Source organism: Virgibacillus siamensis, assembly GCF_039522605.1.
GTDB lineage: Bacteria > Bacillota > Bacilli > Bacillales > Amphibacillaceae > Lentibacillus > Lentibacillus siamensis.
Map to the genome: position 1 here is coordinate 277,062 of NZ_BAAADS010000018.1, position 23,873 is coordinate 300,934.

Annotated in this window: 23 protein-coding genes, 2 tRNA genes and 1 other annotated feature; of the genes, 17 read left to right on the forward strand and 8 right to left on the reverse strand. The window is 40.3% G+C overall.

Annotated elements, in window-relative coordinates; translation table 11 throughout:
* Positions 1 to 77: 77 nt before the first annotated feature.
* Positions 78 to 800 (forward strand): EcsC family protein, encoded by a 723-nt coding sequence (locus ABD010_RS13755; RefSeq protein ID WP_343814210.1) that lies wholly within the window; start codon positions 78 to 80, stop codon positions 798 to 800.
* Here ABD010_RS13755 and ABD010_RS13760 read toward each other — a convergent pair.
* On the reverse strand, positions 773 to 1,744 hold the full coding sequence (locus ABD010_RS13760; RefSeq protein WP_343814213.1) for a YaaC family protein: 972 nt from the start codon (positions 1,742 to 1,744) through the stop codon (positions 773 to 775). The two genes, ABD010_RS13755 and ABD010_RS13760, sit on opposite strands and share 28 nt — an antisense overlap.
* A gap of 182 nt (positions 1,745 to 1,926) precedes the next feature.
* Here ABD010_RS13760 and guaB point away from each other — a divergent pair, with 182 nt between their 5' ends.
* From guaB to ABD010_RS13820, 12 genes are all read left to right on the forward strand, one after another.
* A complete protein-coding gene (gene guaB, locus ABD010_RS13765; protein ID WP_343814216.1) occupies positions 1,927 to 3,396 on the forward strand; it encodes an IMP dehydrogenase in 1,470 nt (489 codons plus the stop codon).
* Between the two features lie 299 nt (positions 3,397 to 3,695).
* A complete protein-coding gene (locus ABD010_RS13770; RefSeq protein ID WP_343814218.1) occupies positions 3,696 to 5,033 on the forward strand; it encodes a D-alanyl-D-alanine carboxypeptidase family protein in 1,338 nt (445 codons plus the stop codon).
* Between the two features lie 28 nt (positions 5,034 to 5,061).
* A complete protein-coding gene (gene pdxS / locus ABD010_RS13775; protein ID WP_174615234.1) occupies positions 5,062 to 5,946 on the forward strand; it encodes a pyridoxal 5'-phosphate synthase lyase subunit PdxS in 885 nt (294 codons plus the stop codon).
* Positions 5,947 to 5,961: 15 nt separating this feature from the next.
* Entirely contained in the window at positions 5,962 to 6,552 is a 591-nt protein-coding gene (gene pdxT, locus ABD010_RS13780; RefSeq protein ID WP_343814223.1) for a pyridoxal 5'-phosphate synthase glutaminase subunit PdxT, read from the forward strand.
* 31 nt (positions 6,553 to 6,583) lie between these two features.
* Positions 6,584 to 6,803 (forward strand) — a binding site (T-box leader).
* Positions 6,804 to 7,068: 265 nt separating this feature from the next.
* Positions 7,069 to 8,343, forward strand: a complete 1,275-nt coding sequence (gene serS / locus ABD010_RS13785; RefSeq protein ID WP_343814226.1) for a serine--tRNA ligase — start codon at positions 7,069 to 7,071, stop codon at positions 8,341 to 8,343.
* 118 nt (positions 8,344 to 8,461) lie between these two features.
* A tRNA-Ser gene (locus tag ABD010_RS13790) sits at positions 8,462 to 8,554 on the forward strand.
* A 211-nt stretch (positions 8,555 to 8,765) separates the two neighbouring features.
* Positions 8,766 to 9,587, forward strand: coding sequence for a pyrroline-5-carboxylate reductase (gene proC / locus ABD010_RS13795; RefSeq protein WP_390351350.1), 822 nt, complete (start codon positions 8,766 to 8,768; stop codon positions 9,585 to 9,587).
* Between the two features lie 495 nt (positions 9,588 to 10,082).
* Complete coding sequence (locus ABD010_RS13800) at positions 10,083 to 10,895, forward strand: transporter substrate-binding domain-containing protein (RefSeq protein ID WP_343814232.1); 813 nt, start codon at positions 10,083 to 10,085, stop codon at positions 10,893 to 10,895.
* A gap of 79 nt (positions 10,896 to 10,974) precedes the next feature.
* A complete protein-coding gene (locus ABD010_RS13805) occupies positions 10,975 to 11,634 on the forward strand; it encodes an amino acid ABC transporter permease (protein WP_343814235.1) in 660 nt (219 codons plus the stop codon).
* Positions 11,634 to 12,356 carry an amino acid ABC transporter ATP-binding protein gene (locus ABD010_RS13810; protein WP_343814238.1) on the forward strand — a complete coding sequence of 241 codons (723 nt, stop codon included), beginning with the start codon at positions 11,634 to 11,636 and terminating at the stop codon, positions 12,354 to 12,356. Before ABD010_RS13805 ends, ABD010_RS13810 begins: the two co-directional genes overlap by 1 nt.
* Before the next feature lie 444 nt (positions 12,357 to 12,800).
* A complete protein-coding gene (locus tag ABD010_RS13815) occupies positions 12,801 to 12,989 on the forward strand; it encodes a hypothetical protein (protein WP_343814241.1) in 189 nt (62 codons plus the stop codon).
* Positions 12,990 to 13,056: 67 nt separating this feature from the next.
* Positions 13,057 to 13,992, forward strand: coding sequence for an aldo/keto reductase (locus ABD010_RS13820; protein WP_343814244.1), 936 nt, complete (start codon positions 13,057 to 13,059; stop codon positions 13,990 to 13,992).
* Positions 13,993 to 14,036: 44 nt separating this feature from the next.
* Here ABD010_RS13820 and ABD010_RS13825 read toward each other — a convergent pair whose 3' ends face one another.
* Together ABD010_RS13825 and ABD010_RS13830 are read right to left on the reverse strand one after the other, a co-directional pair.
* The gene (locus ABD010_RS13825; RefSeq protein ID WP_174615243.1) at positions 14,037 to 14,720 is read right to left on the reverse strand and encodes a deoxynucleoside kinase; all 684 of its coding nucleotides are present in this window, start codon (positions 14,718 to 14,720) and stop codon (positions 14,037 to 14,039) included.
* Positions 14,721 to 14,737: 17 nt separating this feature from the next.
* Positions 14,738 to 15,382, reverse strand: coding sequence for a deoxynucleoside kinase (locus tag ABD010_RS13830; RefSeq protein ID WP_343814249.1), 645 nt, complete (start codon positions 15,380 to 15,382; stop codon positions 14,738 to 14,740).
* A gap of 359 nt (positions 15,383 to 15,741) precedes the next feature.
* On the opposite strand from ABD010_RS13830, the gene ABD010_RS13835 reads away from it, so the two are divergent.
* Positions 15,742 to 15,814 (forward strand) — tRNA-Arg (locus ABD010_RS13835).
* Between the two features lie 10 nt (positions 15,815 to 15,824).
* On the opposite strand, the gene ABD010_RS13840 is transcribed toward ABD010_RS13835, so the two are convergent.
* From ABD010_RS13840 to ABD010_RS13860, 5 genes are all read right to left on the reverse strand, one after another.
* Positions 15,825 to 16,034 carry a hypothetical protein gene (locus ABD010_RS13840; RefSeq protein WP_343814252.1) on the reverse strand — a complete coding sequence of 70 codons (210 nt, stop codon included), beginning with the start codon at positions 16,032 to 16,034 and terminating at the stop codon, positions 15,825 to 15,827.
* Between the two features lie 249 nt (positions 16,035 to 16,283).
* The gene (locus ABD010_RS13845; RefSeq protein WP_343814254.1) at positions 16,284 to 17,450 is read right to left on the reverse strand and encodes a hypothetical protein; all 1,167 of its coding nucleotides are present in this window, start codon (positions 17,448 to 17,450) and stop codon (positions 16,284 to 16,286) included.
* Positions 17,451 to 17,719: 269 nt separating this feature from the next.
* Complete coding sequence (locus tag ABD010_RS13850) at positions 17,720 to 18,178, reverse strand: antibiotic biosynthesis monooxygenase family protein (protein WP_343814257.1); 459 nt, start codon at positions 18,176 to 18,178, stop codon at positions 17,720 to 17,722.
* A gap of 42 nt (positions 18,179 to 18,220) precedes the next feature.
* Positions 18,221 to 18,499 carry an NAD(P)-dependent oxidoreductase gene (locus tag ABD010_RS13855; RefSeq protein ID WP_343814260.1) on the reverse strand — a complete coding sequence of 93 codons (279 nt, stop codon included), beginning with the start codon at positions 18,497 to 18,499 and terminating at the stop codon, positions 18,221 to 18,223.
* Between the two features lie 126 nt (positions 18,500 to 18,625).
* Complete coding sequence (locus ABD010_RS13860) at positions 18,626 to 18,844, reverse strand: NAD(P)H-binding protein (RefSeq protein WP_343814263.1); 219 nt, start codon at positions 18,842 to 18,844, stop codon at positions 18,626 to 18,628.
* Positions 18,845 to 19,448: 604 nt separating this feature from the next.
* Between ABD010_RS13860 and ABD010_RS13865 the strand changes: the two genes are divergently transcribed.
* From ABD010_RS13865 to ABD010_RS13875, 3 genes are all read left to right on the forward strand, one after another.
* Positions 19,449 to 21,017 (forward strand): BCCT family transporter, encoded by a 1,569-nt coding sequence (locus tag ABD010_RS13865; RefSeq protein WP_343814265.1) that lies wholly within the window; start codon positions 19,449 to 19,451, stop codon positions 21,015 to 21,017.
* Positions 21,018 to 21,411: 394 nt separating this feature from the next.
* Positions 21,412 to 22,914 carry a cardiolipin synthase gene (gene cls, locus ABD010_RS13870; RefSeq protein ID WP_343814269.1) on the forward strand — a complete coding sequence of 501 codons (1,503 nt, stop codon included), beginning with the start codon at positions 21,412 to 21,414 and terminating at the stop codon, positions 22,912 to 22,914.
* Between the two features lie 53 nt (positions 22,915 to 22,967).
* Positions 22,968 to 23,855: a diacylglycerol/lipid kinase family protein gene (locus tag ABD010_RS13875; RefSeq protein ID WP_343814272.1), complete on the forward strand. Its 888-nt coding sequence runs from the start codon at positions 22,968 to 22,970 to the stop codon at positions 23,853 to 23,855.
* Positions 23,856 to 23,873: the final 18 nt, after the last annotated feature.

Here is a 23,873-nt window from a genome sequence, read left to right on the forward strand (position 1 = left end):
GAATGGACAACTAAAATTACTTTTTGTGCTAAAAACTTTGTCAGAACAATTGAAGAATTTTTATAAGGACGATGCAGATGAAGCATTACGAAGAAACGGTTAAGGTTGAACTGATTGAGTGGCGTAAAAAAATGGCCAAAAATTCAACCTTCATCAACAAGCTTGCCAAAAAGGCGCAAAACAAAATAAATGAAAAAATTCCGGAGCGAGCTCATCAGGTGATTACCGAAAGTATCAAGAAAATGGTCCAGGCGACATTGATTGGTTCGGAATATACGGTTAGACCGCCACAGGATCCGCCGGTGACACTTGAGGACAAAGAAAAACTTGTTCTTGAACGTAAGGATGTCTACAAACGGACGGCCGCTGCTGAAGGTGCCGGAACTGGTGCGGGCGGAATATTTCTTGGGCTTGCCGATTTTCCTCTGCTGTTGTCCATTAAGATGCGTTTTCTGTTTGAAACGGCTGCCCTGTACGGATATGACGTGAAAGACTATAAAGAGCGTCTGTTCATTTTGCACATTTTTCAGCTGGCATTCTCCAGTGACCGTTATCGGGAATATACTTTCCGAATAATTGAAAACTGGCAGCATAAAAAAGATGAACTTGCTGAATTGGATTGGCGCGTTTTTCAGCAAGAGTACCGGGATTATATTGATCTTGTGAAAATGCTGCAGCTGGTGCCGGGAATTGGTGCGATTGTCGGGGCGTATGCCAATTACAATCTACTGGACCAGCTTGGTGAAACGGCGATGAATTGCTACAGATTGCGTTACTTTCTTGATTCCGGCTCTAATTGATCCAGGAGTTCTTTGCCCAACAAGAGGGGCACTTTTTCAGCGGTAACATGAAGAAAGTGTCGGATAAACGGGAAATCAGCTTCTGTTCTGGCAGTGAGCAGTTCCCCCCACCACTCTGTTTCATAGCGGCTGACCATGCTTAAGTTATACAGCAGTAAATAATGGATAAGCAGTTCAGGAAGTGCAAGGAAATGCTCCCTGTCGTTCGGAAGGTAAATAATGCCTGTTTCATGATGAATAAAAAAAGGGCTGGATGCCTCATTAACCGGTGCTGATAATACCACTTCCATGTATCCGGATACTGTCTGAACATGGGTCAGCCCTGCGGCATGTTTGTTGATCCGTTTGATGAACGCTGCTTCGGTCAGGTGATAGCCGTCAAGGATTTTTTCCGGGAAATACAACTGATCGGAATCCTTCTCCCCCACTGCTGTCAACTTTTGTGAATTGGTGAACGTAAACAGCTGATTCAGTTCCGGAATAAGGGAAAACAATTGCTCCATCCTGATTTTTTCAAATGGAAATGACCCGACAGCGTATAAATATTTAGCAAGGTATGGAAACAAGCCATTATGTTGAATTTTGACTTCATCCTGTAAAAAGGTATAATTCTTCTTTTTTCGTTTTCGTGTCGAAACGCCATGGGCTAGTACCGCTGTTGTTTCCGGATAGTCCGGCCTTTTTGTCAAAAGACATGCTTTGCACAAATGCGTCATTCCGTAAAATAATAAAACCGGCATCATCAGTATATCCGTATCCCGCGCATTTGTCAGAAAACGTCTGCCATGGTCGATGTAATGCATAAGCGCACCTGCATTCTCATAACTCTTTGTTTCTGCTTCCGGCAGATTTTGTCGTCTGTAGCATTGCAGCAAATAATCAAATGCTGTCTCCTGCGATTGCAGATATGTAAACAATAACGAAATATCTTCTTTATTCATCATTTTCCCCCACAATCTATTCAAATATTTTGAATCTAATTTCTTTTTGTCTGACCTGCTAATCCTGTTGAAAAAGCGCGCTTGTTGGCGTATTGTATATAACAATAGAAACATGAATAGTTTGGCCTAATTAATGATTTATAATCATTTGACAAAATATATCCATAAACAGGAGGAGGATGAACATGCGCGAAGATAAGTTTTCCAAAGAAGGTTTGACATTTGATGATGTATTGCTGATGCCCGCAGAATCTGAAGTTCTTCCGAAAGATGTAAAACTCAATACGGACCTGTCGGACAACATAAAGCTAAAGGCTCCTTTCATCAGTGCCGGTATGGATACTGTTACGGAGGCAGGGATGGCAATTGCAATGGCACGTCAGGGTGGACTTGGTGTCATTCATAAAAATATGTCGATTGAGGATCAGGCCGAGCAGGTTGATAAGGTGAAGCGTTCGGAAAGCGGTGTTATCACAAATCCTTTCTTTTTAACCCCGGAACATCAGGTTTATGACGCAGAACACCTGATGGGAAAATTCCGCATTTCTGGTGTTCCCATCGTCAATAATATCGATGAGCAAATCCTTGTTGGCATTATTACAAACCGTGATTTGAAATTTGTTCAGGATTATTCCATTCCGATTAAAGATGTCATGACCGGTGAAAACGTTGTAACTGCTCCTGTTGGCACCACATTGGATCAAGCGGAAAAGTTGTTGCAGCAGCACAAAATTGAAAAGCTGCCATTGGTTGATGATCATGGAATGCTAAAAGGATTAATTACGATTAAAGATATTGAAAAAGTCATTGAATTTCCGAATGCAGCAAAAGATTCGCAGGGCAGATTGTTGGCTGCAGCAGCAGTTGGTGTTACCGGTGATGCGCTGAAACGGATTGAAAAATTGACGGATGCCGGTGTCGATGCGATTGTCATTGATACGGCGCACGGTCACTCTAAAGGGGTACTTGAACAAATACGACTGGTACGGGAAGCATATCCTGATTTGGACATTATTGCAGGAAATGTTGCAACTGCTGAAGCGACAAGAGCATTGATTGAAGCTGGAGTAACCGTGGTAAAAGTCGGTATTGGGCCCGGATCCATTTGTACAACCCGTGTTGTAGCAGGTGTTGGGGTACCACAGATTACAGCAGTTTATGACTGTGTTCAGGCTGCTGAGGAATACGGTGTTGCCGTGATAGCCGACGGTGGCATTAAATATTCCGGTGATATCGTGAAGGCATTAGCTGCCGGTGCAAGTGCAGTAATGCTTGGAAGCCTATTTGCAGGTGTAGCTGAGAGTCCCGGGGAAACGGAAATTTTCCAGGGAAGACAATATAAAGTGTATCGCGGCATGGGTTCTGTTGGTGCGATGAAAGCTGGATCAAAAGATCGCTATTTCCAGGATTCAGAGGATGCGAAGAAACTGGTTCCGGAAGGGATTGAAGGAAGGACAGCATACAAAGGACCACTTGCTGATACTGTCCATCAATTGACCGGTGGATTGCGTGCCGGCATGGGCTATTGCGGAACGCCTTCTATTGATGCACTGCGACATGATGCGCGTTTTATCAGAATAACCAATGCAGGATTGCGGGAAAGCCATCCGCATGATGTGCAAATTACGAAAGAAGCACCGAATTATTCATTTTAAAAATGCTGAATGAACGTCCGGATTTTCCGGAAAAAACGCGAATGTGCCGAATGAACGTTTAAATTTTCCGGAAAAACAGAGAATCTGCCGGAAAAACTGTCAAATTTTCCGAATTAATGTACCGCCTGTTAAAAAAAATTACAGGTGACAAAACAGTATAATTTACCTATAAAGTTTTTTAGATGGGGGTCATTCCCCGTCTATTTTTTCATCATTTTTTATGGTAAAATATCAAGGTGCTTCCTATTTTGCTAGAAAGTAATAGAAAGTAAATCATATTATGTTGGAGGTTAAAGAAAGTGAAACATACGCTACAAAAAGGATTGTCGTTTTTACTGATTGCAGTGGTAATGATGACTGCAGTTATTGCACAGCCATTTTCTGCACAGGCAGCGGGATCATTAAACATAAAAGCAGAATCAGCTATTCTGGTTGATGCTGAGACAGGAAAAATAGTTTACGCTAAAAATCCTGAAATGAAACTGCCTCCAGCAAGTATGACCAAAATGATGACAGAATATTTAGTGTTGGAAGCCATTAAATCCGGTCAGATAAGCTGGGATACGACGACACAAGTCAGTGATTATGCGTACAGTATTTCCGCTGACGAAACTTTTTCGGGAATCGGCCTGACGAAAGGCAAGCCATACAAAGTGAAAGAGTTGTATAAAGCAATGGCTGTTTTCTCGGATAACGGGGCAACGATTGCACTTGCGGAACTGGTCGCCGGATCAGAAGGAAAATTTGTTAAAATGATGAATAAAAAAGCCAAGGAAATGGGTTTACCTGAATATAAATTTGTAAACTCCACCGGCCTATCAAATGAATGGCTTGGTGACAATGTTCCAAAAGGCACTGATCCAAATGCGAATAATCTGTTGTCAGCAAGGTCAGCAGCCCTGCTTGCTTTCAATCTGATTAATGATCATCCGGAAGCATTGGATTATACAAGCATGACGGAAGCAAAATTCGAGGGCTATAAAGTGGAAAATCTGAACTGGATGCTCCCGCATAAAGCTACATACTTAAAACAGTTTAAGTATAAAGGTGTGGACGGACTGAAAACCGGTTATACAGATCTTGCCGGATATTGTTTTACCGGCACTGTCAAGCGAGATGGACAGCGTTTTATTTCAGTTGTGATGAAAACGGACAGTAAAGCAGAACGTTTTCAGGAAACCGAAAAGCTGTATGACTACGCATTCAGTAATTTTGAAACAAAAGAAGTTTTCGAGAAAGGCTATCAACTGGAAGATAAGTCGACCATTCCAGTATCCAAGGGAAAACAAGAGACTGTTGAAATAGCTGTAGAAAAGGCATTCAAAGCACCTGTTAAAAATGGTGAAGATAAGAAATACAGCATTAAATATCATATAAATAAAGAAAAATTGAATAAGAACGGTGAACTGAAGGCACCAGTTGAAAAAGGCGAAAAAATAGGAACCGCTGAACTTGTTTACAATGGAAAAGCGGAATATGGGTATATTTTTCCTGACGAGAATAAGCAAACTGCAGCATTAGTTGCACAGGAAAAGGTAGAGAAGGATAATTGGTTTATGCTCACGCTAGGGGCAATTGGAAGCTTCTTCTCTAATTTATTCGGTTCGATTGTGGATACTGTAAAAGGATGGTTTTAATTTAATAGAAATACGAGGGGGAAACGAAATGACAAATACAGGAACGGATCGCGTTAAACGCGGTATGGCAGAAATGCAAAAGGGCGGCGTCATTATGGATGTTGTCAATGCGGAACAGGCTAAAATTGCTGAGGAAGCCGGAGCAGTGGCCGTAATGGCGTTGGAGCGGGTTCCATCCGATATTCGCGCAGCCGGCGGGGTAGCCCGTATGGCAAGTCCGGAAGTTACCGAGGAAGTACTGAATGCGGTATCCATTCCGGTGATGGCAAAAGCACGAATCGGTCATATCGTTGAAGCCCGTGTACTGGAAGCAATGGGTGTTGATTATATTGATGAAAGTGAAGTGTTAACGCCTGCTGATGAAGAATTTCATTTAAAAAAATCTGATTATACGGTTCCATTTGTTTGTGGATGCCGTAACCTGGGTGAAGCTGCCCGCCGTATTGGTGAAGGTGCTTCGATGCTGCGCACAAAAGGTGAACCGGGTACAGGAAATATTGTGGAAGCGGTACGCCATATGCGTCAGGTACAATCAGAAATCAGAAAACTGACCTCGATGTCGGAAGATGAAGTAATGACATTTGCAAAAGAAATCGGTGCACCATACAATCTGTTACTGGAAATAAAAGAAGAAGGCCGTCTGCCAGTGGTTAATTTTGCTGCCGGCGGTGTAGCGACACCAGCTGATGCGGCATTAATGATGCAGCTGGGTGCTGACGGTGTATTTGTCGGTTCCGGTATTTTTAAATCAAATAATCCTGAAAAATTTGCAAAAGCAATTGTTGAAGCGACAACCCATTATACTGATTATCAATTGATTGGCGAACTTTCCAAAGGCTTGGGTACTGCCATGAAGGGTCTGGAAATGAGCACATTGGAACCTCATGACCGCATGCAGGACCGCAGCGAATAGAAAGAAGGAATCAAGATGACTACAATCGGTGTACTCGCATTACAAGGAGCTGTGCGTGAACATATCCGTTCAATAGAAGAAGCAGGTGCAAAAGGTGTCGAAATCAAGCGGAAGGAGCAGCTTGATGCAATTGACGGGCTGATTCTTCCCGGCGGTGAAAGTACGACAATGCGCCGCCTGATCGACAGTTATGATTTTTTTGATGCCATCCGGGAATTTGGCAAACAGGGCAAACCAGTATTTGGCACGTGTGCCGGTTTGATTTTGATGGCCAGTGATATTGAAGGACAAGTTGATGCCCATTTAGGCTTGATGAATATGAAGGTTGCCCGTAATGCATTTGGCCGGCAGATAGCCAGTTTTGAAGCGGATTTGTCGGTAAAAAATATTGGTGACCATTTTAGTGCAGTATTTATTCGGGCACCATATATAGTGGATCCCGGATCTGAGGTGGAAGTGCTTGCTTCGTATCAGGATCGTATTGTTGCGGCACAACAGAAGAATTTTTTGTGTACAGCATTTCACCCTGAATTGACCGATGATAATCGTTTTATTGAATATTTTGCCCAAATGGTGGAACAATCTTTAAAAACACTTGCATCTTAGCAGGTAATTGGGTATGATATATCATAATATATGATCAGTTATGCAAGGAAATAGTATCTGAAATGCTTATCCCAGAGAGTCGGTGGCAGCTGAAAACCGATATAGGCATTGCAGAGAATCCATCCTTAAACTGGTTTGCTGAACAATATAGTAGGCAAACCCGGTTAGCAGCCGTTATGTGTGTTCGAGCCGGAAGAGTATATCTCTTCAATTAGGGTGGCAACGCGGGAATCAACACTCTCGTCCCTGTTTTATACAGGGGCGGGAGTTTTTTATTTGGTAATAGTATTTTTATCGGTAAAACCGACCAACTATGCACGAGGAGGCTCACCAGCCGCCCGCGGTAAAGAAGACACAGCGAAAGTGATTTTCTTGAGCTGATGTCGCACTTATGCTCAAAAGTGAAAGCGAAGTATATTTCCGAAGCGGGTTCTATGCATTATCCTTAGTTTTCAAAGGATGTTTTAGCCTTGCATAAGTGCAAAAAGGCTCTCTAATACAAAGGAGGAACGAATTATGCTGGATATGAAGTATTTGCGTAATAATTTTGAATTAGTTAAGGAAAAGTTGGCTCATCGTGGTGAGGACTTATCCGAACTGGACAAATTCGGTGAGTTGGATGCGCGACGCCGTGAGTTGATTGCCGAGACGGAAAAAATGAAGGCGAAAAAGAATGAGGCTTCCAAACAGATTTCGGCTCTGAAAAAGGAAAAAAAAGATGCGGAACCGGCCATTAAAGAAATGCGTGAAGTAGGTGAACAAATTTCTGCACTGGATAAAGAATTGAAGGAAATCCAGGAAAAGCTGAATCATATGATGCTTTCCATTCCGAACATCCCGCATGAAACGGTGCCGGTTGGTGAAGACGAAGATGACAATGTCGAAGCACGTAAATGGGGCGAGACCCCGGCTTTTGATTTTGAAGCAAAGCCACACTGGGACATTGCAACTGATCTGGATATTCTCGATTTTGAACGTGCAGCCAAAGTAACCGGCAGCCGCTTTGTATTTTACAAAGGGTTGGGTACAAGACTGGAACGTGCTTTAATCAGCTTCATGATGGATTTACATGCCGATGAACATGGATATACAGAGATGATGCCGCCGCAGATTGTGAACCGCGGAAGCTTGACTGGAACCGGCCAGCTGCCGAAATTTGCGGAAGATGTTTTTAAACTGGAAGAATGGGATTATTTTCTGATTCCGACCGCTGAAGTGCCGGTGACGAATTTCCATCGTGATGAGATTTTGTCCAACGATGACCTGCCGAAACGATATGCAGCGTACAGCGCCAATTTCCGTTCTGAAGCAGGTTCTGCCGGACGGGATACACGCGGTTTGATCCGACAGCATCAATTCAACAAAGTGGAACTTGTCCATTTCACAAAGCCGGAAGAATCCTATGAAACATTGGAGGAATTAACCGGTCATGCTGAAAAAGTGCTGCAGCTGCTGGAACTTCCATACCGTGTGATGAGTATGTGTACCGGTGATCTGGGATTCACTGCCGCCAAGAAATATGACATTGAGGTATGGATTCCAACCCAGGAAACATACCGCGAAATTTCTTCCTGCTCTAATTTTGAGGACTTCCAGGCAAGACGCGCTGGTATTCGTTTCCGCCGCGAAGAAAAAGGAAAACCTGAATTTGTTCACACACTGAATGGATCCGGGTTGGCGGTTGGCCGTACAGTAGCCGCTATCCTGGAAAATTATCAACAGGAGGATGGATCTGTTGCTGTTCCGGAAGTACTGCAGCCGTATATGGGCGGTAAACAGGTAATGAAATAGAAATGGATGTGTCGGGCCACCTGGTGTGGTCCGAAACCCTTTTTACACGGGTGAACTTTTTGTGGAATTATGTTTGACAATGGTTGTACAGCATGGTATATTAAATCTTGTCGCACACGGAGGTATACCCAAGTCTGGCTGAAGGGATCGGTCTTGAAAACCGACAGGCGGGTCAAACCGCGCGGGGGTTCGAATCCCTCTACCTCCTCCATTTAACAATAAGCGCATAAATTGGAGATATTTAAAAATCGTTGCTTTTGCAGCGGTTTTTTTACTTTTGATAAAGTGCCGGCATTTTTCCGAATTCATTTTCTGTATACATAGCTCCACTCTTTTCCCTTGAAAAAAATGCATTCATTTGGCATGATATATGGAATACTGTCAGGTGCACGCTTTATTACGATAATGATTTAAAGGAGGTTATGTCAATGGATAAAAAAGTTGCTTTTATCGGAGCCGGGTCGATGGCTGAAGCAGTCATTTCCGGTATTGTTCATGCAGAGATTCTGCAAAATGAACAGATTGTTGTTACAAACAGAAATAATAAAGAACGAATTGATCGGCTTGAGCGCCGGTATCAGATACAAAGTATTCAGGACAAGGAAAAAGTTGCCGTTGATGCTGACATTGTTGTTTTGGCTACAAAACCGTATGACCTGGAACCTGCTGTACAATCGATTAAGGAATATTTGAACCCCAATCAGCTGATTATTTCCGTTATTGCAGGCATTTCAACGGATGATATAACAGCATTAATCGGGAATCAATCACCTGTAATCCGCGCGATGCCGAATACATCAGCTTCCATTGGTTATTCTGCGACGGCGCTATCTGCAGGGAAGTATGCTGGAGAAGAACATGTGGTGGAAGCAAAGGCATTATTTGACACAATCGGGACGACAGCAATTGTTGCCGAAGATGATATGCACACCGTAACAGGAATTTCCGGGAGCGGTCCCGCGTATATGTATTATTTTGTCGAGGCTATGGAAAAGGCGGCTGTTGAAGCCGGACTGGATAAAAAAACCGCAATGGAATTGATTGCACAAACAGTTGTCGGAGCCGGTGAAATGTTAAAACAGTCAGGTGAAACGGCTGCATCGTTACGAGAGAAGGTTACGAGCCCCGGCGGAACCACACAGGCAGGGCTTGAAGCACTGGCTGCCGGCGGATTTCAGGAAACTGTTCAGGAGTGCGTTAAAAATGCCCGCAAGCGATCGGTTGAGCTCGGGGAAAAGAATTAGTGTGTAACAAAATTAATATATAAAAACGCTCTTTCAGTCCACTGAAAAAGCGTTTTTTAATGTATGATATTATGCATCAAGCACTTTCGTATGTTGCCCTTGTGTATGCAGGGCGGTGATCATTCCATCAAAGTTTTTACTCCTCCTCATCAGTAAATGTTTGAATATCGGATAAATCGGCTTCGACAACTATGTCTTTCTCATTTTCCATACGAATGGCAGCCATGAATTTCATCTTCTCCATCAAAATTCTTCTCTATCTTTATACGGTTTGCATATCGGTGATTTCTATCACTTTCGGCATATTTTCAGTTATCAGCATTATTTCGGAGTTATTGGCATTAAATACCGGAATATGGATAATGTGATGATTGTAGGGAAGGCAGATGCCACCATATACCCAATTTTGGTTTAAAATCATATTTTTCTAAAAAGTGAATCTTTGATAGTATTAATTGTATGTATTGCTTAAAAAATCGAAGGGGGTACACAACAATGAAAAAGAATAATTGGAGGTTTTTAGGGCTTATTCTGTTTTCCGTCTGTCTCCTGTTTGGACTGGCAGCATGTGGAGGCGGTGATGAGACAAGCAGCTCTGATGGCTCAGGGGATGATGGTGGATTAAAAGATAAATATACCGTTGCCACCGATACCGGATTTGTTCCGTTTGAATTTAAAAAGAACGGTGAGTATACCGGTTTTGATATTGAACTGATTAGAGCTATAGCTGATGAAGTAGGTTTTGAAATAGATTTGGCACCAACAAACTTCGATGGTATCATTCCGGGGCTGCAGACTGGTAAATTTGATATTGCTGTTGCAGGTATCGGCATTACCGAAAAACGTGCTAAGAAGATTGACTACAGTGATCCATATTATAAATCGGGACTGCGTATTGGTGTTCCAAAAGATAACACATCAATCAAAGGTCTTGAGGATCTGGAAGGAAAAACAGTTGCAACCAGACTGGGCTCAACAAGTTCGGCATTTATTAAAGAAAACATTGAAGGTGCAACACCTAATGAATATCAGCAAATGAGTCAGGTGTATCTGGCAGTGGAAAACGGCAGTGCTGACGCTGTTCTGTACGATGCGCCAAACGTTGCCTATTATATCAAGACAAAAGGCAGTGACAAACTGAAATTAGTTGGTGACTTATATAAAGCTGAAAACTACGGTATTGCCATTTCAAAGGGGCAGGACGAACTGGTGAAAGCTATTAACGATGCCTTGGCAACACTCAAAGAAAATGGAACATATGCTGACATTTATAAAGAATGGTTTGGAGAAAAACCACCAAAAGAATAATAAATGCAGTTGAAGGGTGTAACCATCCGGTTGTTACACCCTTTTACACTTTTGGAGAGACAACAAGAGAGGTGAAAGTATGCTGGACAGATTTAATTTTGCCGGTGTGGTTGAATTTTTACCACAACTCATGACCGGTCTTTATTATACGCTGCTGATCTCAGTGGTTGGTCTTTTGATAGGTTTTGTTCTTGGTGCTATTTTTGGATTGGGGCGTATATCAAGATTTAAAATTGTTTATTGGATTTCTAGTATTTATATTGAAATTTTACGCGGTACCCCGGTTCTGGTTCAGGCTATATGGATTTTCTATGCACTGCCGCTGATTATTCAGTATAATTTTGAATCCGTTACGGCTGGTATTATTGTTATCGCTTTAAACTCCGGTGCATATATCGCAGAAATTGTGCGTGGTGCCGTCGTATCAATTGAAAAAGGTCAAATGGAGGCAGGCCGTTCACTTGGTTTGAGTCATCGACAGACGATGCGTCACATTATTTGGCCACAGGCGTTCAAACGGATGATTCCGCCGCTTGGCAACCAGTTTATTATCAGTATTAAGGATACATCGCTCTTATCCGTTATCCTCGTTCCGGAATTGATTTTCCAAGGACGGCTGATTGCGGCTAACAACTTTAATGCTGTTGAAATTTATACGACCGTCGCCGTATTCTATCTGGCCATCACGCTAACATTATCCTTCGTCTTAAGCATTGCCGAAAGGAGGCTGGATGTATAATGATAACAGTTGAAGATTTGCATAAAAGCTTCGGAAAATTAGAGGTGCTGAAAGGGATCGATTGTAAAGTTGAACAAAAAGAGGTTGTTTGTGTCATCGGTCCGAGTGGCTCCGGAAAAAGTACTTTTTTGCGGTGCCTGAATCTGCTTGAGGAAATAACAAGTGGTGACGTTAGCGTTGACGGTGCCCATTTGAACGATCCAAAAACCAATATTAATGAAGTCCGAAAAGAAGTCGGGATGGTTTTTCAGCAGTTTAATCTGTTCCCGCACAAATCCGTTATCGAAAATGTTATGCTCGCTCCAATGAAAGCACGCGGAGTTGCTAAGGATGAAGCAAAGGAACGTGCACAAAAATTACTGGAAAAGGTCGGATTAAGTGATAAGGCGGAACAGTATCCCAATCAGTTATCCGGTGGTCAGCAGCAACGGGTGGCCATTGCCCGTGCACTTGCCATGGAGCCAAAGGTGATGCTGTTCGATGAGCCGACTTCCGCACTGGATCCGGAGCTAGTCGGTGAAGTGCTTGCGGTTATGAAACAGCTAGCCTATGAAGGAATGACCATGGTAGTTGTGACACATGAGATGGGATTTGCTAGAGAAGTCGGGGATCGCGTTCTCTTCATGGATGAAGGAATTATTATGGAGGAAGGCGATCCGGAACAGATCTTTACCAATCCTGAATCAGAGCGGACGAAAGAGTTTTTGAATAAGATATTGTAGAACCAATAAAGCTATTGGCCCAGCTATTGAGTGGACCGGTAGCTTTTTTGTTGTGAAAAAAGAGTAAACCATTTTTTCTTAACCTAACCGTGTTATATAAAAAAAAGAAATCGGAGTGATTTTAATGGAAAAGACGTTGAAGCAAATACTCAGCGAACTTCAAAATGTCAATCAAAGAATGGATGGTTTTGAAAAACACTTTGATAACTTACTCAACTTTCGCACCAATAAAATAATCTTAAACTGTCAACAAATGAAATAAAAGACTTTAAACGCATAATAAAAAATCGATAAGGAGTGATTATGCTCCTTTTTTGTTTTCAAAAATCTTTGGGCGAACCGGGTATGGCGAATTATTTCCGCGTGCGCTAGGATTATTAAGTTAAATTGTAAAGGCTAAAACGTTCAAAGAAGGTGAGTATAAACATTCTTGCGTGTGAAGCTTTGCAAGTAGAAAAAAGTGTTAAGGATTGGTTGACATTGACGAAAACGGATGATGAAACCAGTTCTAGAATAGTGGAAGATTTAAAGAATGAATTGTCCGGTGGTAAAGAGACGTGGTTATTTCCCTTTTATAAAGAAGATGAACTTATGTTTTACCACACCTATTTCAAAATCATCGGAAGCAAATAACTATTTTTGTATCGGATTCTTGAAAACCTGAATTATACAACATATGATATGAGAAAGGTGGGATAGCATGGCAAATAAAGTGGAACTAGGCAAAACCGGACTATATATCCATCCAATTGGGCTTGGTGCCAATAAAATAGGATATGAAAACAAGGAAACGAATACAGAATATGGCGGAAAAATTATTACAGAAGCAATGGAGCATGGACTGAATTTCATTGATACAGCGCTCATGTACGGAAATGGACTTTCTGAGGAAATTATTGGCAAGACACTGAAAGATGCAGGAAATCGAAGCAATGTTGTGTTGGCAACGAAAGGATCAAATCGTAATGAGGGTGATAAAATCGTTCATGATAATACCCCTTCATTTCTGAATAAAACAGTGGATGAAAGCCTGAAACGTCTTAATACTGATGTGATTGATTTGTTTTATATCCATTTTCCGGATGAGGATACACCAAAATATGAGGCTGTCGGGGCACTGCAGCGTTTGCGGGAGGCAGGAAAAATCCGTGCCATCGGGGTTTCTAACTTTTCCATGGATCAGTTGATAGAAGCCAATCAGGATGGCTATCTGGATGTAGTACAGGGACATTATAACTTGCTGGAACGTTCGGCGGAAAAGGAATTGTTTCCATACTTACTTGAAAATGAAATTTCATTTATCCCGTATTTCCCTTTTGCATCAGGCTTACTGGCTGGTAAATATACGAAAGATACGGTACTTTCTGATCGATTAAAGAAAAGACCACCATTTCAAGGGGAAACGTATCTAAGAAACCTGGAAAAAGTGGACATTCTGCATCAGATTGCGGATAAGCACAGTGTGGCACCGGCACATGTGGTACTTGCCTACTATTTAAACCTTGCTCCGATTGACGCGGTTATTCCGGGGGCGCGCAATGTTGAACAGGTCACGGATAATTTGAAAGCTGCCGAAGTTCATTTATCGGAAGAAGATGTACAAACAATTGAAAAGGTATTTCCTGTACAGGAATAATAAAGAAGCGGTGCTCCAATACGAGAGCACCGCTTTCATCTGAATTATCGTATAAGTTCTCTCGTTTTCCATTTTCGTGATTGCTGGATGAAGTGTCCGACTTTTTCCAGAATCGGTTCGATGGTATCTTCTTTATTGATCAGGTCATAGTCGGAAATATTCACCCGCAGAATCGGACAGGAGTTAAAATTGTTAATCCAGTTTTCATAACGGTTATACATTTCTTCCCAATATGAAATTGGCGTATTCTTTTCCATTTCTCTGCCGCGCACTTGAATTCGCTCCAGTACTTCATCAAATGAACCTTCCAGATAAATTAAAAGATCTGGATGCGGGAAATACGGCGTCATGACCATTGCCTCAAAAAGGTTTGTATAGGTTTCATAATCTGTTTTGGACATTGTACCATTTTCATAATGCATTTTAGCAAAAATACCTGTGTCCTCATAGATGGAGCGGTCCTGGATGAATCCACCACCATACTCAAAAATTTTTTTCTGTTCTTTAAAACGTTCAGCCAGAAAATAAATTTGTAAATGGAAACTCCACCGTTCAAAATCCTCATAAAATTTGCCGAGGTACGGATTTGCATCAACTTTTTCCAGTGACGTTTTAAAATTCAATGCATTTGCCAATGCCCTGGTCATGGTTGATTTCCCAACCCCCACAGTACCGGCGATTGTTATGATACTGTCATGCGGAATCTGGTATTTATCACGTAATTTCATATTTGGTTCCCCTTTTTTCATTTCGATATCACCTGATGGTTGTTCAACTGCCGTCCGACATGTTGTATAATTGTGTCCAGGTCATCCTGATGCTTTACAAAGTCTGTTTCATCCCCATTGATGCGAATGACTGGGATATCCGGATGAAGCACTTCAAATTCATTCATATAATCCTCATAATCCTTTGCCAGCTGTGCCAGGTAGGATGGTTTGATATTCTGCTCAATATCCCTGCCGCGCATGCGTATTCGCTTTAGAATGGTATCAAGGCTGGCATGCAGATAAATCATCATATTTGGTACAGGCATATCCTTCGTCAAAATGTGATAAATCTGTTCATATTTTTTAAATTTGTCGTCCTGCAGTGTTCGTTTCGCAAAAATCATGTTTTTCGATATATGATAATCGGCAATGACTGCCCGGTTTTTGTCGAGATACTTTTTTTCAATATCTTCCAGTTGTTTATAGCGATTGCATAAAAAGAACATTTCCGTTTGAAAGCTCCACTCATCAATATCATTATAAAATTTACCGAGAAATGGATTTTCCTCGACAATCTCCCTTAATAGATGAAAATTAAAATGGACAGAAAGTTTTTTTGCAAGTGATGTCTTACCAATCCCAATCGGACCCTCAATTGCAATAAACGGGACTTCTGTCATAACGATCCCTCCAATCTATGTAACAAAATTCGACAGATGAACTCTATTTTAGCATATATACAATCAAACTTCATTCCGGTGAGGTATTTTATCTTAACTGGTGCTAATATATGATTCCTCAAAAGAAAAATCGATCCTTCAGGAAGAAATACAGACCTTCAGAAGAAAAATCGATCCTTCAGGGAGAAATACAGACCTTCAGAGAAAAAATCAATCCTTCATGAAAAAATACAATCCCAAAAAATGACTGGATCACGTTATATATTTTCTTTCCTGTTAATGAAAGAAGATGAAGTACTTTTCAAGATGCCGTCTGTTTTGTATAATAGTGATTGTTGCGTTTTAACGTACCACATTTTGCCCCCGTAGCTCAGGGGATAGAGCAATGGTTTCCTAAACCATGTGTCGCAGGTTCGAATCCTGCCGGGGGCGTAGGCTTTAATCAAACATTGATTGTCTTATTATGGAAGTCAATACAATCCCGCTTCAAATTACGAATCTCAAAAGCAGCCAAATAACCAGCTATAAAAACGCTGCCTAAATCTGTAGGGGAAGAGTGCAGAATTCCATCTCCTACTAATTCACTATATTCCCTCCCATACAATTGATCCTGCTGTCCAACAAACTTATTATCCAACTGTGTCGGATGCATTAGCAAACTTTTTTTATAATTTTTTCACTCATTTTCTATATTTATCTTTTTGTAAAGCGAATAGCTGGTTTTGAGGGTCATGGGGCTTTTCCGTTCACCGTCTCAAACTTAAACCGGATCAATAAAAAACAAATAGAAGACAGCTTTTGTTTGTCCGTATTTAATCAATTTGTTACTAATACACAGTGTGATTTTTGTACAACAAACAGACCGGGTGTGAGATCCGGTCTGAAAACTTTATGGCTGTCGTTATTGATAATTCACTACTGCCGGAGCTGGATCCAGTTTCAACACTTGTTTCGGGGTGAGAAGCGGTTTGTCTATTTTATAGAAAAGCTTGAATCCTCCATATTGAATCGGTTGTTCTTTAACCAATTTTCCGTATGCAGCCATTTTGATGGCATCCTTGCCGAAACCATCACTATTGAGGACAATTTCAACGTTTTTGGTCGGGTGAATCCGCTGTTTATGCGTAATAATGCCATTCCCAAACTGATGGACCAGGACAATTTTGTCAGGGAGCTGATATTTTTCAACCATTTCAGTGACGTATTGGATTGCTTTTTGAATCTCAGCACCGTCCACATGACCAAGATCCTCCCCTGGAACTTCCCCCTCCTCAACGGAATATTCCGTATCGATTGCTAAATGTACGAATGGAAGTTTAAGATACTTTTCGACGGCTTTCACACCATGCATAACCGGGGCATTTCCCAGTTGAACATCTAACATCAATAATGCATCATTTTTTTTCGCGAGTTTGACATAGCGTTGAATCACGTCATCCGGAGTTTTTAATACATAGTTTCCATCCGGTCCCGGACTCCCCTGGGCCACGGTTGCAATCAACTCAATTGTTGGTACTGCGGGATGGGCAGGATCCAGTTTTGAATAGACACTGGCTTGTTTTTTGAGTTTCTTCATAATCTTTTTTGGGGGATACCTTCCCAGGATGCCCATCTTGCTGGAAAGTGGGTTACCGTAATATGTTACTAGTCTGTAATGCTGAAGCGGCCCGTCTGTTAGATCTTTTTTTTCTAAAAGGGTTTGACCCAGAGGTACTGTCCTAGCCGGATTCTTGCCGTGTGCCTCTTCCGATGGCATTTTCTTCTTCACCTTGTCCGGGTATTTTGTTTTTAAAGGTTTCGCATTTTTTGGCGGAGGAACAGGAGAAAACGGTCTCTCTTGTTTTGTTGCTTCAGTTTTGTCCGATGGGTCTTTCGCTGCCTTTTCTTTTTTGTCAGCTTCTGCGTTTTCAGCTTGTGTCTTCTCCGTAACCTTGTCGGCTGACTCTTCTGCGGATGTCTGCTCCCCTTCTGCTTCATCCGAATTTGCGGTGGCAGCCGTATCACCGCATCCGGCTGTCAATAATAATGACCCTAAGAAAATTGGAAAAATAAAATTAGGTTTCCTCACCGTTTGCCACTTCCTTTTCAATTGTGTTTCTGAATGATGTGTAACTTAGCATATACTACTGAACTATCATAGAAAATCCTATGATAAAAATTATGTCGTTTCCAGTCTATTCATTCCCCAGTTTGATAGATTTCGGTGGATTTTGCAACCGAACAATAATTAAATGTAACAACTTTTATGTGAGCAATTATAGAGAGATGGACATTTAAGTCACCGTCTGAAATAGGCGGTTGCAGTTTAAAGTCCATCTCCCATCTGTACATGTAATGTTAAATTTTGTAAATTGTAGACACCTGATAGATTCGATGCGAGGGCTTTCCGCCCAACACACCCTTTTCCTGATCAATTCCTTCCTTAGTTCCACGATTCTTGTGGGCGTGCGAATAGGCTGAGGAATTCTGCCAGTTTTTGAATGAATTTATCGAATCCCATTGAGAAAGAATGACGTACATATTGCCACTCAAGGGTCGCAGTGTCCGAATAGCCCAAAACCCATCTTCATTTTCTATTTTCTTTGGTCTGTTTTGAAACCGTTCCTCAAATTTCATGCGTCCTTCCAGCGTAATCGGCACGTAATTTAGGATGATAACTCCATTTGGCTGAAGTGTTCCGGCATGATCGATAATTTGATAGTTTTCGTTGTTTATTATACAATTTATGTCTTTTTCCTGAAGGGTTAAAGCTTCTGAATTATGTAAATCTGTGAGTGTAAGGTTAATTATAATCACCACCATTTTCCAATAATTGTTAAAATAATGTGTTGTTCTGATTCAATAAGCAAGTCCGACACGGTTATGAACACAGGTTTGTTCAGTAAACTCTTTATAAGCAAATGCAGCCGTGTCACGGACTGAAATTTTTATGCCATTTTCCGGCAAAACGTTTTTGCCTGTGCGGTATTTGCCAGTCTCTTCACCGTCAGGCAGATAAGTTGGGCAAGCAATGGTCCACGTCAAATCCGTCTTCTCCAATTGTTGAAAAGCAGCTAAGTGATCTTCTGCCGCAGCAGTTGATTTGCGTTTTGATTCGTTCGTTTGAAAGCGATACATTCTGCGTTGTATCCTGCTGTTAAGAATACCGGCAGTTCCAATTGTTAAATTGTTACGATACGGTGGAGTCCATATTCCCGCATAGCTGACACAATGTAAGGCATACATTTGGACAATGTTTGGTTTTTATCGGTGTTCAAGGCTCACCGTAGAAGCTCCCTTCATCGAGTCATGCACTGCTTTTTCGTCCAGTACGTTCCCCTTGTAAACTGTAAAATAATCAGGCGATACTTGTAATTTCTCCGGTGAACGGACGAGAGCGGTTACCTGATGTTGACCAGCTATCGCCTTTTTCAAAATGGATATATCGTTTAACTTTACTCCAACAGTATTATCATAAGGCAAATCTGCGATCGGATATAAAAACCATCAATGCTGCGTATGAACCGCTGAAAGAGATGATATTCGGCCGCAATGCAAAGATTCCCAAGTGATAATCTACCGCAAATCGTTAACGCCCTTAGTAGGTTATGTTTAAAAAGCAGTTGCCGGCTGAAAAAGGATATCATTTGCTTGCTTTAATTCAGAAAAGTACCGGTCAAGCAATTTGTATGCTAAATTAGTAACTCCTTTGATATAATACCGTTTTTCTGCAAACCTTACATAATAACAACCATCCTTTTACAAATATGCTCTTAATGTAACACATCATTATACAATTTAATATAAATAAGGTGTAAAATTGCTATAAATCATCTATTCAGACCTAAACATTGTACAATAAATTATCAATGTGTAAAATGTTTTAGCAAACAAAAACTTCAGGAGAAATTATATGGTAAAGAATGTAATCTTGTTTATAATTTTATATACTTTCAGCAATTAAAAGATATGTGTAATGAAAAGGTTATATTGTTTCCAATTTGGGTATTGTACGGCAGGGAAAATAATTAAAAGTAATGAGGATATCCACTCTATCTATGTCCATTAATTTCACGGAGGGTTTTAAATGAGTTTTGGTAATAAGAAAGGGATGACTGAGAAATTAATTGATTACAGGATTTTTATCCCTGCTCTGTTAATTATGATTGCAATCTGCATACCGTTTGCGTTGTATGAGAGTCAATCATTGGAACTTTTAAATAGTATTTTTAATCAAGTTGTTGAAATGTTTAACTGGGGATATTTATGGTATGCCATTTTAATGGTTGTAACAGGTTTCTACTTGGCATTTTCAAAATATGGAAATGTTGTTTTAGGTGACCCAATGGAACCACCACGATTTAAATTGTTTGAGTATGCATCGATTATTATTGCAATGGGTTTGGGTTCCACCATTATGCGAACTGGAATGACAGAGTGGGCGAATGTTGCAATAGATCCTCCAATTGGTGTGGAAGCAGGATCTGCACAAGCGTTGATGTGGGGAAATGCTTATAGTATGTTTTTATGGAGCTTTCAAACCTTTGCCATTTTTGTAATGGCTGCACCAGCGATGGGATATCTTGTACATGTTCGTAAGAAACCACAAATGAGAATTTCAGAAGCATGCCGTACTATTTTTGGAGATAGATTTACAGATGGTATTGGCGGTAAAGTATTGGATGTGCTTTTTTTAGTGAGTATTCTTTCGGGTGCTGCTGTTACCTTGGGACTTGGTACACCTATCGTTACTTATAGCATAGCAGAACTGTTTAATATTGAGATCACATTTACATTAACTGCTATTGTGACAATTGTGTGGGTCATATTCTTCTCGGTTAGTGCGTACTTAGGAATTGACAAAGGGATTAAGAAATTAAGTACCTTAAACATGTATCTTGCAGTTGCATTTGCAATATTTATCATGATTGCAGGTCCTGGTGTGTTTATACTTAATTATTTCAGTGATACTGTCGGTTTTTTATTTACACATTATGTGGATATGTCCCTCAGCACGAATGCTGTCGCAGGAAAGGATACGCATATACAAAGTAATACGGTTTTCTTTTTTGCATATAATGCCACGTGGGCCATGTTGCATAGTATATTTGCTGCAGCCATTTCAAAAGGTAGAACGATTAAAGAGATGTTGTTAACGTATTTATGTGCCCCATTGCTTATTTCTTGGGTTGCGACGGCCGTTCTTGGGGGGGTTGGAGTAAAAAGCTATCTGAGCGAGAAGGTGGCTGTATTGGACATTGTAAAAGATGATGCAATGGCTGCAATCCCAGCAATATTAAGGACACTGCCATTGCCCATTGTTGCACTGGCGGGTTTCATTATTATCGCCATGATTTTTATGATTACTACACTGGATTCGACAACATATACGATTGCCACATATGCAGGAACAAAAAACATGAGTAAATCAGAACCCTCTAAAAATCTTCGGCTCATTGTTGCAGGAGTAATTACTATTTTTGCACTTTTATTAATGCGAATTGGTGGACTGGCTCCCTTGGAAGTTGTTTCAGGATTAATGGGGATATCAATAATAATTGTACAATTATTACTCATTTATGCTGCAAAGAAAATGATGGACGAGGATAAAGCATGGATAAATAATGTAAGGACTAACAAAGCAAGGAAACAGTAATTTTAACAAGTGAACTACTCACCACTAAAGAAGTGAGAGCTTCCTATTTCCATGACAAAAGCAACCTTTTTATCTTGGGAATCGCGCAATGCTTCTATCGCATATGTTACGAGTTGTGTAATAACATGCCAGTTACCACCTATAAAGGGAATCCGTTATTTTTCTAATGGGTATTTTTTAGAGCTGTTTGGCATTTGTAAGTGCCAATAATGCGTTAATATGCCTCTGCATAGGGGGACTTCTACTGTATTGAAGTGTTTTCTGTCAAATTACACTTCCTTTGAACGTGGAGGTTCTCTTTTAGTCTTTTTAAATAGGAAACAAGTACAAATCCTTGGTAGAGAAAATTTTGCGCGTTTATTATAAGTAGATGTAAAAAGGAGAAACATACATTATGAAACAAAAACGACAATTGTTTTTCATTATATTATTGACTATTACATTCTATCTGGCATTTTTGAGTGAAGCAACTTCCTTAATTAGGATAGGTGCATTCGTTGCTTATCTATTGCTCGTGTTTTGTATATCTTATGCGTTAATGTTAGAAAATCGCTCACCTTATAAAACGCTTCTATGGATATATTTGATAGTGTTTGTTCCAGTATTCGGATATGCATTTTTTATTTATTCGGGACAATTACAGGTAAGAGGTCATTTATTTCAAAGAAAACGAAAGAGTAATCAAATGTATTTGAAGCAGGTTAGTAAAAAAAACTCTTTTGATTCTTGGATAAGTATGGATGGTGATGAAAAATTTATTTCAAATATGATTGCAAAAGAGTCCAAATTTCCCATTAATTTTTCGTCTGATACAACAGTATTGAAAGATGGTGAAGAGACTTTTGCTGCTATTAAAAATCAACTAATACATGCAAAGCAATATATACATTTAGAATATTACACCTTACGAGATGATCAGATTGGTATGGAAATTATAAATATTTTGGTAAATAAGTCCATGCTTGGTCTTGAGGTTAAAGTGATTTATGATGGTGTTGGCAGTGCTTCGTTGTCAAAAGGAGTAATTCGAAAATTGAAAGCAGCCGGGGTTGAGATAGCTTGTTTTTTGCCTTTGAAATCTGGTTTATTTAATCAAAAAATAAATTTTAGAAATCACCGTAAAATCATCGTTGTTGATGGTGAAATAGCTTTTGTCGGAGGATTGAACATAGGTGATGAATATTTGAGCAGGGATTCAAAAATAGGATTTTGGCGAGATACACATGTAAAGTTGAAAGGAGAAGCCATTCGAAGTCTTCATACTATTTTTCTTGGAGATTGGACCTATTTGACCAATGAAGTCTTAGATATTAAAACATACCCAACCCAACCTCTTAACAAGAATGACCTTGGAGGAGTACAGGTGCTGGGGAGTGGTCCAGACGCAAATCAAGGAATTATGAGTGAACTTTATTTCAATATGATTGTTTCTGCTAAGCGTTCTTTATGGATTGCAACGCCTTATTTTGTACCAAACAAGGACATTCGAACAGCCTTGTCAATGGCAGCAAAAAAGGGAATTGATGTCAAACTGATGGTGCCTGCAATTAATGATGGCTTCTTAACGCAATATGCTACCCGATCTTACTTTGGTGAACTGCTTGATAATGGAATTGATGTGTATTTGTATCAGAAGGGATTTATGCATCAAAAAATTATGATTGTTGATGGTCAATTTGCTACTACAGGAACAGCTAATGTAGATTTCAGAAGCTTAAATTTAAATTTTGAGGTAAATGTATTTTTGTTTCATACCAAAAGTGTGACAAACCTTGTTGAGAACTTTACAGAGGATATCAGACACTGTCGGAAAGTAGAATCCGAAACGTATCATAATCGAGGATTCATCGTTCAATCTAAAGAATCATTAGCACGCCTGTTCTCTCCCGTTTTATAAAATATGTTTTTACGGACTGTCTATGTACTTTTTATCAGAAAGGAGAATTAATTATGGAGAAAGTTATCATTATCTATAATCCAAATGCTGGAAAAGGCAAATTGAGTCAATCAATTGGCCTAATTACACAGAAGCTTCTTCAAAAGTTCGGGGAGGTCACTGTATATCAAACACAAAATTCGGGTGATAGTGCAGCTTATGTTAGTAAATTTGCTGAGAAAGTGGATTTGTTAATTGCCGCGGGAGGGGATGGAACAGTTAACGAAATCATAAATGCGCTTTGTGCATTGGAAAGACGACCGGTCTTTTCAATAATCCCAGGGGGGACAAGTAATGATTTTTCCCGTGAAATTGGGATGAATCAGAATCAAGTAAAAGCAGCGGATCAGATTTTAGAACAACGGGTCATGACAATTGATGTTGGAAAAGCAGATCAACAATACTTCCTGAATTTTTGGGGGATAGGTTTGATTTCCAAAGTATCTGCGGCAGTTGATACAGGTTCTAAAGCGACTTTAGGGCGGCTTGCTTACTATTTACGTACGGCACAAAATTTAGGAGAAGTAGAACCATTTCATTTGCAAATGGAATCAAGCGAATGTCAATTTGATGGCGAATCGGTTATGCTCATTGTCGGTAATGGTACTTTTACGGGAGGCGTTCAGGCCTTTTTTCCAAATGGTAATATCCAAGATGGTTTACTGGATGTTTTAATAATCAAGGAAACTTCACTGCAAATTTTTTGGTCTATGGTTCAATCAAAAATGACTCCTGAAATGTCAAATGAAGAAGGTATAATCTATTTTCAGACGAATAAACTTCGTGTTTCAACCGATCCTAAACAAACCATTGATTGTGATGGAGAACGTCAACATACCACCCCCTCGGAAATTTCCGTGCTACCCGGACATTTAAAAATGATTGTAGGGACAGATAGATAATAAAATTAAATAATCATA